Source organism: Pseudomonas sp. ES4 (assembly GCF_050586665.1).
Taxonomy (GTDB): Bacteria; Pseudomonadota; Gammaproteobacteria; order Pseudomonadales; family Pseudomonadaceae; genus Aquipseudomonas; species Aquipseudomonas frederiksbergensis.
Genome location: NZ_JBOBDO010000009.1, coordinates 87368 through 103197, shown reverse-complemented (window position 1 = coordinate 103197; position 15830 = coordinate 87368). Strand labels below are relative to the sequence as shown.

Sequence of the window (15830 nt, the reverse complement as noted above, 5' to 3'; positions counted from 1 at the left end):
CGCTCTCTTGACGAGATGCGGGGCTTTTTTACGTCTATCGTTTTGTGAGGAAAGGATTCTCGACACTCACAGGAAAAGGGGCAGCCGGCCATGCGCCAACATTCGGTCATCCACACGCCGAAACAGAGCGACTACGAAGAACTCACTCAGGTCTGGGAGGCCTCGGTGCGTGCCACCCATGACTTTCTGCCGGACAGCTACATCAAATTGCTGAAGAACCTGGTGCTGACCCGCTACCTCGATGCGGTGATGCTGATCTGCACCAAAGACCCGCGCCAGCGCATCACCGGGTTCGCCGGGGTCGCGGCGGGCAAGATCGAAATGCTCTTCATCGATCCGGCTCACCGTGGTCAGGGCTTGGGCAAGCAGTTGCTACGCTATGCGATGGAACACCTGAATGCCGATGAACTGGACGTCAACGAACAGAACCCGCAAGCGCTGGGGTTCTACTTCAAGCAGGGCTTCGAGGTGATTGGCCGTTCGGAAGTCGATGGCATGGGGCAGCCTTATCCGTTGCTGCACATGCGTTTGCGTCAGGCGCAACAAAAGACACGCAGTGGCTGACACAACACAGAACAACTGTGGGAGTGAGCCTGCTCGCGATAGCGGTGTGTCATTCAACAGATAAATTGACTGAACTACCGCTATCGTCGGAACGCCGCCCGGAGCCGGCTCACTCCCACATTAAAAGCACATGCGGCAAATGGAGCCGGGATTAACCGGCGCCCAGCAGGTACAATGCCCACCCCTTTTTTGTTACGGCCCTGTCATGACTGACCCGATTCGTCTCTCCAAACGCCTCATCGAACTCGTCGGCTGTTCCCGTCGGGAGGCTGAGCTGTTCATCGAGGGCGGCTGGGTCACCGTGGACGGCGAAGTCATCGACGAGCCGCAGTTCAAGGTCGAGAACCAGAAAGTCGAGCTCGACCCGGAAGCCAAGGCCACTGCGCCGGAGCCGGTGACCATCCTGTTCAACGTCCCTGCGGGCATGGATGCGGAAACGGCCATGGCAACCATCAGCGCCGAGACCCTGAGCGAAGAACACCGCTACGGCAAACGCCCGCTCAAGGGCCACTTCCTGCGCCTGACCGCCAGCACCGACCTGCAGGCCAACGCCAGCGGTCTGTTGGTGTTCACCCAGGACTGGAAGATCCTGCGCAAACTCACTGCCGATTCCGCCAAGATCGAGCAAGAGTATGTGGTCGAAGTTGAAGGCGACATGGTGGCTCACGGCCTCAACCGCCTGAACCACGGCCTGACTTACAAGGGCAAGGAACTGCCGCCGGTCAAAGCCAGCTGGCAGAACGAAAACCGCCTGCGTTTTGCGATGAAGAACCCACAACCGGGCGTCATCGCCCTGTTCTGCCAGGCTGTAGGCCTGAAGGTTGTCGCCATCCGCCGCATCCGCATTGGCGGCGTGTCCATCGGCAAAGTGCCGTTGGGGCAATGGCGTTACCTGTCCGGCAAAGAGAAGTTCTAAGACTTTTCACGCCGCCACACATTTTGGCGCCGCTGTTTACGCGGCGCCCACTGCTGAATATCAGGATTGCACACCATGATTCATAACGACGTACTGCGCAGCGTGCGCTACATGCTCGACATCAGCGACAAGAAAGTCATCGAGATCATCAAGCTCGGCGGCATGGACGTGGCCCTGGAAGACCTGGTGACGTACCTCGACAAGAAAGAGGAAGACGAGGAAGGCTTCGTACGCTGCCCGGATGAAGTCATGGCGCACTTCCTCGACGGCCTGGTGACCTTCAAGCGCGGCAAAGACGAAAGCCGTCCGCCACAGCCGATCGAAGTGCCAGTGACCAACAACATCATCCTGAAGAAACTGCGTGTGGCTTTCGAATTGAAAGAAGATGACATGCACGCCATCCTCAAGGCCTCCGAGTTCCCGGTGTCCAAGCCTGAGCTGAGCGCGCTGTTCCGCAAGTTCGGCCACACCAACTACCGCCCGTGTGGCGACCAGTTGCTGCGCAACTTCCTCAAGGGCCTGACCCTGCGCGTGCGCCCGCAGTAACGTGTGAAGCAGATCTGACCTGTAGGAGCTGTCGAGTGCAACGAGGCTGCGATCTTTTGATCTTCGCTTTTAAAAGCAACATCAAAAGATCGCAGCCTCGTTGCACTCGACAGCTCCTACAGGGCTATATGGCCGCTCATTCCTCGCAATAATAGTGGCTCCGCTTCCGGCGGCTGACGACTAGGGTGTAATGACCCTCAGCTCTCAGGATTCGCCATGCACCCGTACTTTTCCCTGCAAGGCCGCACCGCCCTGGTGACCGGCGGCACCCGTGGTATCGGCAAAATGATCGCCAAGGCCTATGTCGAGGCCGGTGCCACCGTGTACGTCTGCGCCCGGGATGCCGAAGCCTGTCAGCAAACGGCTGATGAGCTGAGCGCATTCGGTCGTTGCCACGGCATGGCGGCCAACCTGGCCACCGAAGAAGGCGTACTTCAACTGGCTACGCGACTGGGCGAGCAGATCGGTCAGCTGGATATTCTGGTGAACAACGCCGGCACCACGTGGGGCGCGCCGCTGGAGAGCTACCCGGTCAAGGGCTGGGAAAAGGTCATGCAGCTGAACGTGACCTCGGTGTTCAACTGCATCCAGCAGTTTTTGCCACTGCTGCGCAAGGCCGGTTCGGCAGCGAATCCGGCGCGAATTATCAATATCGGTTCAGTGGCGGGCATTTCGTCCTTCGGCGAGCAGGCTTATGCCTACGGGCCGAGTAAAGCGGCCCTGCATCAACTGTCGCGGATTCTGGCGCGTGAGTTGGTGAGCCAGCACATCAACGTCAACGTCATCGCGCCGGGGCGTTTTCCGAGCAAGATGACTCAGCACATCGGCAATGATGAGCAGGCGCTGGCCGACGACACGGCGTTGATTCCGATGAAACGCTGGGGCCGGGAAGAAGAGATGGCGGCGCTGGCAATCAGTCTGGCGAGTACGGCCGGTGCTTACATGACCGGGAATATCATCCCGTTGGATGGTGGGTTCAGTCTCTGACCTTCTCCTGATGATCGTTCCCACGCTCCGCGTTCCTTCCAAAGCCGAACGCAGAGCGTCCGTTGAGGCATTCCCACGCAGAGCGTGGGAACGATCAATGAGTGTGAGTGAATCGGGTTACCACTTCATCTCGCCCTTGGCGACTTTCGCGCTCAGTTCAAGAGAGCTTTCTTCACCCAGCGTCGGGTAGCGTTTTTTCATCGCGGCGATCAGCGCAGCAGCGTCTTTGGCCTTGGCGGTTTCTTCGTCGAAGGCCTTGATGTAATCGGCGGTGAACTGCACGGCGGCCAGCGAACGGGCGCTCTCACCGAGGTAATGACCCGGCACGATAGTTTTCGGTTTCAGGGTTTCAATGGCGTGCAGCGTGGTCAGCCAATCGGCGTGGGACTGCGGCGTCTGGGTGTCGGCCATCCACACGTGAATGTTTTCTGCGACGACGACACCACCGACCACAGCCTTGATCGACGGAATCCACACGAAGCTGCGATCCGGCTGCTTGCCGTCCAGCCCCACCACCTGCAATTTCTGCCCTTCGAGCATCAGGCTGTCGCCCTTGAGTACCTCCGGCACGATGGTTTTGGCCGGTACATCGGCGCCCATTTTCGGCCCCCAGAACGCCAGTTTGCCGTCGACGGTGTTCTGGATGTGGTCCACGGTCGGCTGCGAGGCGAGCACTTTGGCGTTGGGGAATGCGGCAGTCAGGGTATCGAGGCCGAAGTAGTAATCCGGGTCACCGTGGCTGATGTAGATGGTGGTCAATTGCTTGCCGCTGGCGCGGATCTTTTCGACCACTTGCTCGGCCTGGGATTTGCCAAATTGCGCATCCACCAAAATCGCGTCTTTCTCGCCACTGACCAACACCGAGGTCACCGGGAAGATCGCCTTGTCGCCCGGGTTGTAGACGTCCAGGGTCAGGGTTGAGGCTGCCGCTGCGTGGACGGCGAAACCGAAGGTGGCGGTGGCCAGCAAAATACGTTTAAGCGAGGTGAAGCCGATCATCTGTTGCTCCGTTGTCCGAATGCCGTGTTTGGCGATGGGACAGAGCTTAGTTGCATGACTCAGTACAAAAAATGCGATGCTGGAACATAGTTTGTTTCTGAAAGCGGGCAAATCATGGATCGTCTACAAGCAATGCGGGTGTTCATCACGGTGGTTGACCTGGGCAGCCAGTCGGCCGCCGCCGATCACCTGGACCTGTCTAGGCCGGTGGTTTCGCGCTATCTGGCGGAGCTGGAAGATTGGGTCGGCGCACGCCTGATGCACCGCACCACGCGCAAATTGAGCCTGACCGCCGCTGGCAGTGAAATCCTGCCTCGATGTCGGCAGATGCTCGATTTGTCCACGGACATGCAGGCCGCCGTCAGCGAACCGGACGAGGCACCGCGCGGGATGTTGCGGATCAGTGTCAGCACTTCGTTCGGCCAGGCACAACTGGCGGATGCCATGGCCGCTTACGTCAAACGTTATCCCGGCGTCAGCATCGACCTGCAGATGCTCGACCGCACGGTAAACCTGGTGGATGAGCGTATCGATCTGGCCATCCGTACCAGCAATGACCTGGACCCGAACCTGATCGCGCGACGGCTGACGGTCTGCCGTTCGGTGATCTGCGCCTCCCCTGCCTATTTGCTCGAACACCCGACACCGCTGCGGGTCGAGGATCTGAGCCAGCACAACTGCCTGACCCATTCCTACTTCGGCAAAAGCCTCTGGCACTTCGAGGAGGACGGTGAGCAAGTCTCAGTGCCGGTACAGGGCAACATCAGCGCCAACGAAGCCAGTACGTTGTTGCGCGCCGCGATGGCCGGTGCTGGCGTGGCGATGCTCCCCAGTTATCAGGCCGGCGTGCATATCCACAGCGGCGAACTGATCCGCCTGCTGCCCCATGCCGAACCCCGGCAAATGAACGTTTACGCGGTGTATGCCTCACGCAAGCACATGCCGGCGGCGTTGCGCAGCATGCTGGACTTTCTGGTGCTCAGATTCCCCGAAGAGCCGGAGTGGGATATCGGCCTGTAACCGGATCGAAAAATGTGGGAGCGAGCAGGCTCGCTCCCACAGAGGGTTGATCGTTCCCACGCTCCGCGTGGGAATGCCTCAAGGGACGCTCCGCGTTCCAGCTCTCGAAAGGGACGCGGAGCGTCCCGGGCTGCATTCCCACGCGGAGCGTGGGAACGATCAGGGAGACCGCGTTGCTGGCAACTCACTGGCGCTGACCTATGCTCAAAGTAGTACCGAAGGGTATTCGTTCAGAGGTCAACGCCATGAACATCAAAACAAGAAGATACCTCGCGATTTTCATCACCTGCGCGGCCACGCTCGCGCTGTATGGCACCGCGGCTTGGCGCGTCGAGCAGTTGCGACAACAGCCCCGTGAATACGCAAGCTGCAACTTCGAACGCTGCATTCCCCACAACGCGACCCTCAACGCCCTCCGGTAACGAACACGCTGTGGCGAGGGGATCAGGCCCCGTTGTCCTGATCGGCCTTCAAGCGGTCGCGAAATGCCTTGGGCGAGATCCCCACTCGACGCCGGAACAGGCGCGTGAAGTTGGTCGGATCAGAGAACCCCAATACGTCGGACATTTCATAAATGGTCATGCTGGTGTAGGTCAGCAAACGCTTGGCCTCCAGCAACTGACGTTCGTGCATGATCTGCAACGCCGGTTGTCCCGCCAGCTCACGGCAGGTGCCGTTGAGGTGAGACACGGAAATCCCCAGCCGATGCGCCAGGTCCTCGACCTTGACGTGCTGGCGATAGGTCTCTTCCACCAGTTGGATAAAACCGTTGAGGTATTCCCGGGCACGCTGCGGACGCTGGCTGGCGTTGCGGCGGGAAATCACTTGGCGGCTGACCCACACCATGATCACGCTGACCAGCGAATGCATGAGCATTTCGCGAGCCGGCTGGTGGCCGGTGTATTCGTCTTGCAGCGCTGAAAACAGGCTGTTGAGGTATTCGCCTTGCTCGCCCGCCGGATAGCTTTCGGCCTGGGCCAGTGCGTTCACCGAGTTACCCAATTGCGCCTGAAGATGAGCAACCAGCGGCGCGGCAAGGGTCACGACAAACCCTTCGACGTCCTCGGAAAACCGATAGCCATGCACCGATAACGGCGGCAAAACCAGGATCGCCGGCTCGGTCAGTTGCGTACGTTTGCCTTCGATTTCAAGCTCTGCCTGACCTTTGAATACGAAGAGCAACTGGCACAAGTCGGCGTGGCGATGGGGTTTGATTTCCCATTGGTGTTCGCGGCTGCGTTTGGAAATGGTTTCACAGTGCAGCAAGTCCGGGGTCGGCCAATCCAGGCTTTCACCGTAGAGCTTGAACACTGGAATCGAAGGTAGGTCAGGCTTGTTCATCACTTCAATCCAGGCCTCAGGGTAGACGGGCGATAATCGCACCGATTGGCAGAATGTACAGGTATCGGCTCAGTTTTCCCCTTCAATTGACAGACCCGCAAGAGAAAAATGCAAGCACTCGATCCATAAAAATAATTCACCGGCCTTGGTCGCGTGAAGCTTGCGAGTCATAAAAACAATGAAAATGCTGAAAACCCAAATCGCCATCATCGGCGCCGGTCCGTCCGGTTTATTGCTCGGCCAATTGCTGCACAACGCCGGCATCGACACCCTGATTCTCGAACGCCAGAGCCCGGACTATGTGCTCGGACGAATCCGTGCCGGCGTCCTCGAACAAGGCATGGCAGAGCTGTTGCGCCAAGCCGGCGTGGGTCAGCGCATGGACGCCGAAGGGCTGGTCCATGGAGGCTTCGAACTGGCCCTCGACGGGCGCCGGGTACACATCGATCTGCAAGCCCTGACCGGTGGCAAAACGGTGATGATCTACGGTCAGACCGAGGTCACCCGCGACCTGATGGCCGCTCGTCGGGAGGCCGGTGCGCAGACGATTTACAAGGCAAGCAACGTCGTTCCTCACGGGATGAAAACCGCAGAGCCGTTCGTGACTTTTGAGAAGGACGGCGAGCTGTATCGACTCGATTGTGACTACATCGCCGGCTGCGACGGTTTCCATGGCGTGGCCCGGCAGTCGATTCCTGCCGAGTGCCTGAACGTGTTCGAGCGGGTCTATCCGTTTGGCTGGCTCGGCATCCTCGCTGATACCCCACCCGTGCATGAAGAGCTGGTTTACGCCCGGCATGAGCGCGGTTTTGCCCTGTGCAGCATGCGTTCGGCCACCCGCACGCGCTATTACCTCCAGGTGCCGGCCGACGAGCAGGTCGAGAACTGGTCTGATCAGCGCTTCTGGGATGAACTCAAATCCCGCTTGCCTGAAGCATTGGCTGACAACCTGGTTACGGGGCCTTCCATCGAAAAAAGCATCGCGCCGTTACGCAGTTTTGTCGTCGAACCGATGCAGTACGGGCGGATGTTTCTGGTCGGCGACGCCGCGCACATCGTCCCGCCCACCGGCGCCAAGGGCCTGAACCTGGCGGCCAGCGACGTCAGTACGCTGTTCAATATTCTGCTGAAGGTTTACCGGGAAGGCCGTGTGGATTTGCTGGAGAAATACTCCGAGGTTTGCCTGCGCCGGGTGTGGAAAGCCGAACGGTTTTCCTGGTGGATGACCTCGATGCTGCACCGCTTTGACGATAACGACGCCTTCAGCCAGCGGATTGCCGAGTCGGAACTGGGGTACTTCGTCGACTCCGAGGCCGGTCGAAAAACCATTGCAGAAAATTACGTCGGCCTTCCATACGAGGCTATCGAATAGCCTGCTACCGATTTACACTGGCGAGCATCCCCGCTCGCCTTGCTCCTTGCGGGTCAATCACCGTCCGCAGGTTCCAACCCGTGACCAATCTCAACCAGCCTGAAACGCCCAAACCGGCCATTCGCAGCGTGTTGATCGCCCTGATGCTGGCAATCTTTCTGGGCGCGCTGGACCAGACCATCGTCGCCGTGTCGATGCCGGCCATTTCCGCACAATTCAAGGACGTCAGCCTGCTGGCCTGGGTGATTTCCGGCTACATGGTGGCGATGACGGTGGCCGTGCCGATCTACGGCAAACTGGGCGATCTGTACGGTCGCCGCACATTGATGCTGTTTGGCATGGGGTTGTTCACGGTCGCTTCATTTTTCTGCGGCATGGCCCAGAGCATGGAGCAACTGGTGCTGGCGCGGATTGTTCAAGGCATCGGTGCTGGCGGGATGATTTCGGTCAGCCAGGCGATCATTGGCGACATCGTGCCGCCCCGGGAGCGCGGCCGCTACCAAGGCTATTTCAGCAGCATGTACGCCGTGGCCAGCGTGGCCGGCCCGGTACTCGGCGGTTACATGACCGAGTACTTGTCATGGCGCTGGGTGTTCTTGATCAACCTGCCGCTGGGCCTTGGTGCCTGGCTGGTGGCCAATCGCACGTTGGTGGGTTTGCCAGTGCCGCAGCGCAAACCGATCATCGATTACTTCGGTACGGTGCTGATGATCATCGGCTTGACCGCCTTGTTGCTGGGCATCACCCAGGTCGGCCAAGGCCATTCGTGGCGCAGCGCCGAAGTGCTGGGCCTGCTCGGTTGTGCAGTGTTGGTATTGGCGCTGTTCGTCTGGCATGAACGCCGGGCGCGGGAGCCGCTGTTGCCCATGCATTTGTTCGCCAACCGCAATGCGATCCTGTGCTGGTGCACGATCTTCTTCACCAGTTTCCAGGCGATCTCGCTGATTGTGTTGATGCCGCTGCGCTTCCAGAGCGTGACCGGCGCCGGGGCCGACAGCGCCGCACTGCACCTGTTGCCGCTGGCGATGGGTTTGCCGATTGGCGCGTATTTCGCCGGCCGCCGAACTTCGGTGACCGGGCGCTACAAGCCCATGATCCTGACCGGCGCCCTGCTCATGCCGATCTCGATTCTCGGTATGGCGTTCAGCCCTCCCCAGGCCTTTGTGCTCAGTAGTCTGTTCATGTTGCTCAGCGGAATCGCTAGCGGCATGCAGTTTCCGACATCCCTGGTCGGTACGCAGAACGCGGTGCAACAGCGGGATATCGGTGTCGCTACCAGCACCACCAACCTGTTCCGCTCACTGGGCGGCGCGGTGGGTGTGGCGTTGATGTCGGCACTGCTGCTGGCGTTGTTGCAGGACTCAAGTTTCGCCCACCTGGCCGGTTCTTCGATGATTGCCGAGGGCAGTTCGGGGAACGTCTTGCTCGATGGCTTGAACGCCGCGCCGGGGGATGCGCAGAACGCCTTGCGTGCTGAGCTGTTGCTGACGTTCCGGCATTTGCTGATGGTCAGTGCGGCAGTGTCGCTGCTGGGGCTGGCGGCGGCGGTTGCCATGCCGAACATGCTATTGCGGGGGCGCGAAGATAAAGTCCGATAACCCCGCCGACTGATCGTTCCCACGCTCTGCGTGGGAACGATCATGTTCAAGGGCTGTAATACCCGACAGCCACCAGAAAATGCCCGACCTTTTTCAGGTAGGCATGCTTGTCCTCGACCTTGCCAGTCACCGGGTTTTCCAGCGGTATTCGTATTCGCCGTTGTCCTGCCTGGCCATCAGCGCCAGGATCGGCTCCCCAACCGGTTTGCCTTCCGGATCCTTGATCTTGCTGAAATCGGTGTTGATCAACCGCAGGTTGGTGCCATGGGCGACATAACGCTGGTTATCCAGGTCGACGACGAAGACGTACAGGTCATCCTGCAAGTAACCGCCCTTTAGGGAATTGATGGCCGTGAGCGTGCCCTTCTCGTCCTTGGCCAGATCGGCCGCCGCTTTGTTCAGCAACGCCATTGCCTGTTCCGCTGAGGCCCGTGGCAAGTAGTAACCGACCGCCAGGATCCGCTGACCGACGCGCTGGTAGAACACATGCTTGCGTTCGACCTTGCCATCGGACCAGTTCTGCCAGCGGTATTCGGCCTGCTGGATGCCATTGCCTTCCGGCACTTTCAAAGCGTCTTTGAAGGCCTTCTGCAATTCCGGCCCGAGCACATCGGACACATCACGGCCAATCAACGCCGAAGAAGGTCCGCCGCTGGCAAGCATCACGCCTTTAGTGTCGACCACGAATACATAACGATCCTTGTCGACAAACTCGCCCTGACGGCTGAACGCAGCGAAGGCTTTGTCGCCATTGTCGTGATAGTACGCCAGGGCTTTTTCCAGCAAGGCTTTGGCAGCCTGGCTGTCGTCCTGTTCCGTGCCGGCGGCTTGAACCTGGCCCAGGCACAGCAAAAGCATCACGCCCAGCAAGGCCAACCTATGCAAGAAACCCATTGCGCATCCCTCGTTCTTGTTGGTGTTTCAAGAGCGTAGACGGCTTGGGGATATGTACGAATATTCAGGAAACAGTGGCGAAGGGCTTTTGTGGCGAGGGAGCTTGCTCCCGCTCGGCTGCGAAGCAGTCGCAAATCGGGCACCGCGGATTATCTGAAGGACCGCAGCGAAGGGATTTGGGGCGGCTTCGCCACCCAGCGGGAGCAAGCTCCCTCGCCACAAAGAGCACACCTCGCCACGGGTGTTCAGCATCCGGACTATTGCCCCCGGGCGCGCAGCTGTTGCTGCAGATTCTGGATCTGCGCCTGAAGGGAGTTGATGGTGCGGGTGACCTGGCTACGGAAAGCGTCGAATTCGGCAGTATTGCTTCCGCCGGCCGGGCGATTGTCCTGTTGGCTTTTGAGGATAATGACTTCCTGCTCCAGGCGCTCGATGGCGGCGCTCGGGTTGCCTTGTTTCTTCAGGGCAACGATGTCCGAGCCAAGGCTTTTAAGTTGCGCGTCGAATTTGTCGGTGTCCGCCGGGTTGGCTTTCAGCACGGCGACATCGCTATTCAAGACCTTGACCTGCGCCTGCAATTGAATAGTGGCGGTCTGTTGTTCAGTGCCTTGCTCGGTTATCTGCGCCAGGCGCTTATCCAGTTCGGTGGTCTGTGCACTCATCTGCGCCAGACGCTTGTCCAGCTCCGAAGCCTGGCCGACAACGCCCTGCTGCTGTTTGCCTTGATCCTGGAGCTTGCTTTCCAGCTGCTTGATTTGCAGCTTCAAGGCTTCGCTGTCGCTGGTGACGTTGGTCTGACTGGCGACAACCTTGCCGGAAATGTCCTGCAAGCGCCCCGCCGCGTCCTCGCTGATACGCGCGAAACTTTCCTGGGTCGCCACCAATTGCTGTTCCATCAGCGAGAGCTGCTGAAAGCTCCACCAGGCCAGGCCTGCAAACGCAAAGAACAAGGCGCCGACCAGCGCCCACAGCGGGCCAGTGCTCGGGCTTTTGACTTTGACCACGGGCGTGGTACGCGAATGCACGGAGGTGCGAGCGGTGGTCGGAAAATCATCGTCGTCGAGGCTGTCGGCACGCAGGCTCGGTATATCGAAGTCGTCGTTGGCATCGTTACGCATGGACATTGAGTCAACCTTTGTGGAACGCGGTGATGGCTTGATGCGGCGCAGTATAACCCCCACGGCCGCATCGATTGACCTTCAACCCGGAACTCGGTTCAGTGTTGCCGCGCCAACCCGGGCGTCAGCGGATGTCCTGGGCCTTCCACCAGCCGCAGAATTCATCGAGGGCGGTCCAGAGACTGACTTTGGGATCGTAGTCCAGATAATGCCGGGCGCGGCTGATGTCCAGGGTGAAATTTTTGTTCATCACCTGCATGCCCAGGCGCGACAGGGTCGGTTCGGGGCGGCCCGGCCACAACTTGCACACGCCCTCGTTGAGCGCTGCAACGGTGTAGGCCAAACCGTAGGAACGGTAGCGCGTGACCTGTGGGACATCCATCTTGCGCATCACGTAATTGACCACGTCCCACAACGGCACCGGCGCGCCGTTGCTGATGTTGTAGGCCTTGCCCAACGCCGAACCGCTGGCCAGCAAACTGCTGAGCAACGCTTCATTGAGGTTTTGCACGCTGGTGAAATCAACCTTGTTCAGGCCGTTGCCGATAATCGCGAGACGTCCTTTGCGCTGCATTTTCAGCAACCGCGGAAAGATGCTCATGTCACCAGCCCCGGTCACGAATCGCGGGCGCAAGGCCAGAGTTTCGAGGCCGAACTCCTGAGCGCCGAAAACCTTTTGCTCGGCCAGGTATTTGGTCGCGGCGTAGGGATGCTTGAAACGCTTGGGTACCTGTTCTTCAGTCAGCCCCAAGTGATCACGGCCATCGAAGTAGATCGACGGCGAGGACAAGTGCACCAGTCGCCGAACCCGCTGTTTCAGACAGGCCTCGACCACGTTTTCGGTAACCTGCACGTTGCCTTGATGAAAGTCCTGATAACGCCCCCACAAACCGACCGCACCGGCGCAATGCACCACGGCTTCGACGTCTGAGCACAGATCGCGTGCCAGTTCCGGGTCGCCCAAGTCGCCCTGGATGAACTCGGCGCCACGGCGCACCAGATGCTCCACACTTTCGGCCCGGCGACCGTTGACCCGCACGTCCAGGCCCTGCTCCAGGGCAAAACGCGCAAAGCGCCCGCCGATGAAGCCGCTTGCGCCGGTAACCAGAATCTTCATGAATTGCTCCGAATATTTCGTTTTGCGTTTTGCATATGCGTAAGGCGTGAGGTCTTGACGCTGGCCGTCAGTCCAACGGCACCAGCCATTGCTTCGACGAGCGCACCAACTGATCGGTGAGCAACCCCAGCAACTGACCGCCATTGCGCCAATGATGCCAGTACAACGGCACATCGATCGGCTTATCAGGCAACAGCTCTACCAATACGCCGCGTTCCAGTTGCTCGCGCACCTGCAGTTCAGGCACCAGGCCCCAACCGAGTCCCGCTTCCGTGAGACGGATGAAGCCTTCGGACGAGGGGCATAGATGGTGTTCGAATCCGCCATCGACGCCGACGGACGCGAGGTAGCGATGCTGTAGGAAATCGTCCGGGCCAAACACCAACGCGGGGGTTTTCGACAACAGATCGGCGCGCACGCCTTCAGGAAAATGCCGGGCGATAAATGCCGGACTGGCCAACGCACGGTAGCGCATGGCGCCCAATAACACGCTACGCGCACCCGCCACCGGACGCTCGCTGGCGCAGATGCACGCGGCCACTTCGCCAGCGCGCATGCGTTTGAGGCCCACCGTCTGGTCTTCGACGACCAGATCCAGCAACAGGTGTTGCTCGGCGCAGAAATCACTGACGGCTGCGGCCCACCACGTGGCGAGGCTGTCGGCATTCAAGGCGATGCGCAGACGTTCCGGCAGACCTTCTTCGTCGAGTGCCGGCACCAGTGTTTGAAGGTCCCGTTCAAGCAAACGCACCTGCTGTACATGGTTGAGCAGCCGTCGGCCGATTTCGGTCGGGGCCGGCGGTGTCACCCGCACCAGCACTGGTTGGCCGACCCGAGCCTCAAGCAATTTGATGCGCTGGGAGATCGCCGATTGCGACAAGCCGAGCACCTGAGCCGCACGTTCGAACCCGGCCTGCTCGACCACCGCGGCCAAGGCAGAAAGCAATTTATAGTCGAACATCAGTTTTCCTAATGAGCGATCAGCATGATTGGTTTTTCTTATACAGCCTGACACCCGAGAATGGCCAGCAACAACTCTTCAACAAGGATCATCGACATGGCTGGCGAAACTTCATTGGCAACTTTGCTGCGCAGCATGAGCCCGCAACTCAACGCCGGCGAATACGTGTTCTGCACCCTGCGCGACGGCAAGCTGCCGGCAGGCCTGGAGATCGTCGGCAGCTTCCGCGAGCAGGAAGGTCTGACGGTGATTCTCGAACGTTCCCACGCCGAGAAGGCCGGTTTCAGTTTCGATTACGTCGCGGCCTGGATCACCTTGAACGTGCATTCGGCCCTCGAAGCCGTCGGCCTGACCGCCGCATTCGCCACCGCATTAGGCCGAGCCGGCATCAGTTGCAACGTGATCGCCGGCTATTACCACGATCACCTGTTCGTCGGTCAGGCCGATGCCGAACGCGCCATGCAAGTGCTGCGAGACCTGGCAGCCAACGCGGAGTAAAAAATATGTGGCAAAGCTATGTGAACGGCCTGTTAGTGGCCGCGGGGCTGATCATGGCGATCGGTACTCAAAATGCGTTTGTGTTGGCCCAGAGCCTTAGGCGTGAACATCACCTGCCCGTGGCGGCGCTCTGCGTGACCTGCGATGCATTATTGGTCGCTGCCGGCGTATTCGGCCTGGCGACGGTGCTGGCGCAGAACCCGACGTTGCTGGCAGTCGCCCGCTGGGGTGGCGCGGTGTTTCTGATTTGGTATGGCAGCCTGGCGTTGCGTCGAGCCTGCTCGAAACAGAGCCTGCAACAAGGTGAAAACCAGACCGTGCGCTCCCTGCGCGCGGTGATGCTCAGTGCGTTGGCCGTAACGCTGCTCAACCCGCACGTTTATCTGGATACCGTGCTGTTGATTGGCTCTCTCGGCGCCCAACAAACCGAGCCCGGCGCTTATGTCGTCGGCGCGGCCAGTGCGTCGTTGCTGTGGTTTTTCACCTTGGCGCTCGGCGCGGCGTGGCTGGCGCCGTGGCTAGCGCGGCCAAGTACCTGGCGAATCCTTGATCTGTTGGTGGCGGTGATGATGTTCACAGTAGCCTTTCAATTAATCGTCGCCTCCTGATTATTCCAAAAGGCTAAGGGGATGCCCTCACTAAATGACGGTCGCGCCGCCGCCCCGCAAAGCGCAAGACTAGGCGTGAGGAGCGAGGTTTGGTGGTCCAAATGAGCGACGAACAACGACGGATTGCGCTTTGCGGGGCGACGGCCCTTCGGGTTGGAGCTGTGATCGTGCCATGCGGCGTTGCGGGACTTGAAGAGGCAAAAAGCATCCTCTTCGTCCCGCGCCTTGCCTGGCACGATCACAGTTCCAACGCGATCCGTCATTTAGTGAGGGCATCCCCTTGAACCTCTATCCCACACAGTTGTTGCGTGGTTATGCCGCCCCCCCGGTGCTATGATCCGGTCCGATGCGCCGCAAAGAGTACAAACTCCCCGGCGCTTGTCTGGCCGCCCGTGATCGGCCTTGCGCTCACCGCAACTGACCTGATTAGGAGAATCATCATGGCTTTCGAATTGCCGCCGCTGCCTTACGCACACGATGCCCTGCAGCCGCACATTTCCAAGGAAACTCTGGAATACCACCACGACAAGCACCACAACACCTATGTCGTGAACCTGAACAACCTGGTGCCAGGCACCGAGTTCGAAGGCAAGACTCTGGAAGAAATCGTCAAATCTTCCTCGGGTGGCATCTTCAACAACGCCGCTCAAGTCTGGAACCACACTTTCTACTGGAACTGCCTGGCACCAAACGCCGGCGGTCAACCAACCGGCGCATTGAGCGACGCGATCAACGCAGCCTTCGGTTCGTTCGACAAGTTCAAGGAAGAATTCAGCAAGACTTCCATCGGCACCTTCGGTTCCGGCTGGGGCTGGCTGGTGAAGAAGGCTGACGGTTCCCTGGCCCTGGCCAGCACCATCGGCGCCGGCAACCCGCTGACCAACGGCGATACCCCGCTGCTGACCTGCGACGTCTGGGAACACGCTTACTACATCGACTACCGCAACCTTCGTCCAAAATACGTCGAAGCGTTCTGGAACCTGGTCAACTGGAAATTCGTGGCTGAGCAGTTCGAAGGCAAAACCTTCACCGCTTAAGATCGACGCCAGTCAAAAAAACCCGGCTTAGGTCGGGTTTTTTTATGGGCGGTGGAAAGTCCAGAAAGCGGGTACATCCATGAAGAATGTATCGATTGTCCGGCCGCCTTCGCAAGCAGGCTCACGATAGCGGTCCGTCCGGCAGCATCAATGTTGACTGTGCCGCCATCATCGCGAGCAGGCTCACTCCCACAGGGGGCGACGGGGGCTTACGAGAACCCCCAATCCACTGTGGGAGCGAGCCTGCTCGCGAT

At 59.5% G+C, this 15830-nt stretch carries 16 protein-coding genes and 1 pseudogene; 11 read left to right on the top strand and 6 right to left on the bottom strand.

Annotated features, from left to right (window positions below; translation table 11 throughout):
* Window positions 1–90: 90 nt before the first annotated feature.
* The 4 genes from ACQ4OB_RS12850 (at window position 91) to ACQ4OB_RS12835 (ending at window position 3013) form a co-directional block, all read left to right on the top strand.
* The gene (locus tag ACQ4OB_RS12850; protein ID WP_430955782.1) at window positions 91–564 is read left to right on the top strand and encodes a GNAT family N-acetyltransferase; all 474 of its coding nucleotides are present in this window, start codon (window positions 91–93) and stop codon (window positions 562–564) included.
* Between the two features lie 205 nt (window positions 565–769).
* Window positions 770–1480, top strand: coding sequence for an rRNA pseudouridine synthase (locus ACQ4OB_RS12845; protein WP_076029946.1), 711 nt, complete (start codon window positions 770–772; stop codon window positions 1478–1480).
* Window positions 1481–1555: 75 nt separating this feature from the next.
* Entirely contained in the window at window positions 1556–2026 is a 471-nt protein-coding gene (locus ACQ4OB_RS12840; RefSeq protein WP_074874076.1) for a DUF1456 family protein, read from the top strand.
* Between the two features lie 216 nt (window positions 2027–2242).
* Complete coding sequence (locus ACQ4OB_RS12835; protein ID WP_074874075.1) at window positions 2243–3013, top strand: SDR family oxidoreductase; 771 nt, start codon at window positions 2243–2245, stop codon at window positions 3011–3013.
* Between the two features lie 117 nt (window positions 3014–3130).
* Here the strand turns inward: ACQ4OB_RS12835 and ACQ4OB_RS12830 are convergent, their stop codons facing one another.
* A complete protein-coding gene (locus ACQ4OB_RS12830; protein ID WP_430955781.1) occupies window positions 3131–4012 on the bottom strand; it encodes an MBL fold metallo-hydrolase in 882 nt (293 codons plus the stop codon).
* A gap of 114 nt (window positions 4013–4126) precedes the next feature.
* Between ACQ4OB_RS12830 and ACQ4OB_RS12825 the strand changes: the two genes are divergently transcribed.
* Both ACQ4OB_RS12825 and ACQ4OB_RS12820 read left to right on the top strand, forming a co-directional pair.
* A complete protein-coding gene (locus ACQ4OB_RS12825; RefSeq protein ID WP_074874073.1) occupies window positions 4127–5032 on the top strand; it encodes a LysR family transcriptional regulator in 906 nt (301 codons plus the stop codon).
* A 245-nt stretch (window positions 5033–5277) separates the two neighbouring features.
* On the top strand, window positions 5278–5454 hold the full coding sequence (locus tag ACQ4OB_RS12820) for a hypothetical protein (RefSeq protein WP_162842850.1): 177 nt from the start codon (window positions 5278–5280) through the stop codon (window positions 5452–5454).
* A 22-nt stretch (window positions 5455–5476) separates the two neighbouring features.
* Here the strand turns inward: ACQ4OB_RS12820 and ACQ4OB_RS12815 are convergent, their stop codons facing one another.
* Window positions 5477–6373 (bottom strand): helix-turn-helix domain-containing protein, encoded by an 897-nt coding sequence (locus ACQ4OB_RS12815; RefSeq protein WP_074874071.1) that lies wholly within the window; start codon window positions 6371–6373, stop codon window positions 5477–5479.
* Between the two features lie 178 nt (window positions 6374–6551).
* Between ACQ4OB_RS12815 and pobA the strand changes: the two genes are divergently transcribed.
* The gene (gene pobA / locus ACQ4OB_RS12810) at window positions 6552–7745 is read left to right on the top strand and encodes a 4-hydroxybenzoate 3-monooxygenase (RefSeq protein ID WP_430955780.1); all 1194 of its coding nucleotides are present in this window, start codon (window positions 6552–6554) and stop codon (window positions 7743–7745) included.
* An 80-nt stretch (window positions 7746–7825) separates the two neighbouring features.
* Complete coding sequence (locus ACQ4OB_RS12805) at window positions 7826–9343, top strand: MDR family MFS transporter (protein WP_430955779.1); 1518 nt, start codon at window positions 7826–7828, stop codon at window positions 9341–9343.
* A 46-nt stretch (window positions 9344–9389) separates the two neighbouring features.
* Here ACQ4OB_RS12805 and ACQ4OB_RS12800 read toward each other — a convergent pair.
* The 4 genes and pseudogenes from ACQ4OB_RS12800 to ACQ4OB_RS12785 all read right to left on the bottom strand — a co-directional run bounded on the left by ACQ4OB_RS12800 (window position 9390) and on the right by ACQ4OB_RS12785 (window position 13433).
* Window positions 9390–10237: pseudogene (locus ACQ4OB_RS12800) on the bottom strand (cache domain-containing protein).
* 257 nt (window positions 10238–10494) lie between these two features.
* Window positions 10495–11361: an ATPase gene (locus ACQ4OB_RS12795; protein WP_074874067.1), complete on the bottom strand. Its 867-nt coding sequence runs from the start codon at window positions 11359–11361 to the stop codon at window positions 10495–10497.
* Window positions 11362–11479: 118 nt separating this feature from the next.
* Window positions 11480–12472, bottom strand: a complete 993-nt coding sequence (locus tag ACQ4OB_RS12790) for an NAD-dependent epimerase/dehydratase family protein (RefSeq protein ID WP_430955778.1) — start codon at window positions 12470–12472, stop codon at window positions 11480–11482.
* A gap of 67 nt (window positions 12473–12539) precedes the next feature.
* A complete protein-coding gene (locus ACQ4OB_RS12785) occupies window positions 12540–13433 on the bottom strand; it encodes a LysR family transcriptional regulator ArgP (RefSeq protein WP_102615632.1) in 894 nt (297 codons plus the stop codon).
* Window positions 13434–13529: 96 nt separating this feature from the next.
* On the opposite strand from ACQ4OB_RS12785, the gene ACQ4OB_RS12780 reads away from it, so the two are divergent.
* The 3 genes from ACQ4OB_RS12780 to ACQ4OB_RS12770 all read left to right on the top strand — a co-directional run bounded on the left by ACQ4OB_RS12780 (window position 13530) and on the right by ACQ4OB_RS12770 (window position 15576).
* Window positions 13530–13931 (top strand): ACT domain-containing protein, encoded by a 402-nt coding sequence (locus ACQ4OB_RS12780; RefSeq protein WP_076028449.1) that lies wholly within the window; start codon window positions 13530–13532, stop codon window positions 13929–13931.
* Between the two features lie 5 nt (window positions 13932–13936).
* Complete coding sequence (locus tag ACQ4OB_RS12775) at window positions 13937–14539, top strand: LysE/ArgO family amino acid transporter (RefSeq protein WP_074874063.1); 603 nt, start codon at window positions 13937–13939, stop codon at window positions 14537–14539.
* Window positions 14540–14979: 440 nt separating this feature from the next.
* Window positions 14980–15576: a superoxide dismutase gene (locus ACQ4OB_RS12770; RefSeq protein ID WP_076028450.1), complete on the top strand. Its 597-nt coding sequence runs from the start codon at window positions 14980–14982 to the stop codon at window positions 15574–15576.
* Window positions 15577–15830: the final 254 nt, after the last annotated feature.

Excerpts from the sequence above, each read along its gene's own strand:
- ACQ4OB_RS12850 (WP_430955782.1), top strand. The coding sequence starts at position 91 with ATGCGCCAACATTCGGTCATCCACACGCCGAAACAGAGCGACTACGAA.
- ACQ4OB_RS12845 (WP_076029946.1), top strand. The coding sequence starts at position 770 with ATGACTGACCCGATTCGTCTCTCCAAACGCCTCATCGAACTCGTCGGC.
- ACQ4OB_RS12840 (WP_074874076.1), top strand. The coding sequence starts at position 1,556 with ATGATTCATAACGACGTACTGCGCAGCGTGCGCTACATGCTCGACATC.
- ACQ4OB_RS12835 (WP_074874075.1), top strand. The coding sequence starts at position 2,243 with ATGCACCCGTACTTTTCCCTGCAAGGCCGCACCGCCCTGGTGACCGGC.
- ACQ4OB_RS12830 (WP_430955781.1), bottom strand. The coding sequence starts at position 4,012 with ATGATCGGCTTCACCTCGCTTAAACGTATTTTGCTGGCCACCGCCACC.
- ACQ4OB_RS12825 (WP_074874073.1), top strand. The coding sequence starts at position 4,127 with ATGGATCGTCTACAAGCAATGCGGGTGTTCATCACGGTGGTTGACCTG.
- ACQ4OB_RS12820 (WP_162842850.1), top strand. The coding sequence starts at position 5,278 with ATGAACATCAAAACAAGAAGATACCTCGCGATTTTCATCACCTGCGCG.
- ACQ4OB_RS12815 (WP_074874071.1), bottom strand. The coding sequence starts at position 6,373 with ATGAACAAGCCTGACCTACCTTCGATTCCAGTGTTCAAGCTCTACGGT.
- pobA (WP_430955780.1), top strand. The coding sequence starts at position 6,552 with ATGAAAATGCTGAAAACCCAAATCGCCATCATCGGCGCCGGTCCGTCC.
- ACQ4OB_RS12795 (WP_074874067.1), bottom strand. The coding sequence starts at position 11,361 with ATGTCCATGCGTAACGATGCCAACGACGACTTCGATATACCGAGCCTG.
- ACQ4OB_RS12790 (WP_430955778.1), bottom strand. The coding sequence starts at position 12,472 with ATGAAGATTCTGGTTACCGGCGCAAGCGGCTTCATCGGCGGGCGCTTT.
- ACQ4OB_RS12785 (WP_102615632.1), bottom strand. The coding sequence starts at position 13,433 with ATGTTCGACTATAAATTGCTTTCTGCCTTGGCCGCGGTGGTCGAGCAG.
- ACQ4OB_RS12780 (WP_076028449.1), top strand. The coding sequence starts at position 13,530 with ATGGCTGGCGAAACTTCATTGGCAACTTTGCTGCGCAGCATGAGCCCG.
- ACQ4OB_RS12775 (WP_074874063.1), top strand. The coding sequence starts at position 13,937 with ATGTGGCAAAGCTATGTGAACGGCCTGTTAGTGGCCGCGGGGCTGATC.
- ACQ4OB_RS12770 (WP_076028450.1), top strand. The coding sequence starts at position 14,980 with ATGGCTTTCGAATTGCCGCCGCTGCCTTACGCACACGATGCCCTGCAG.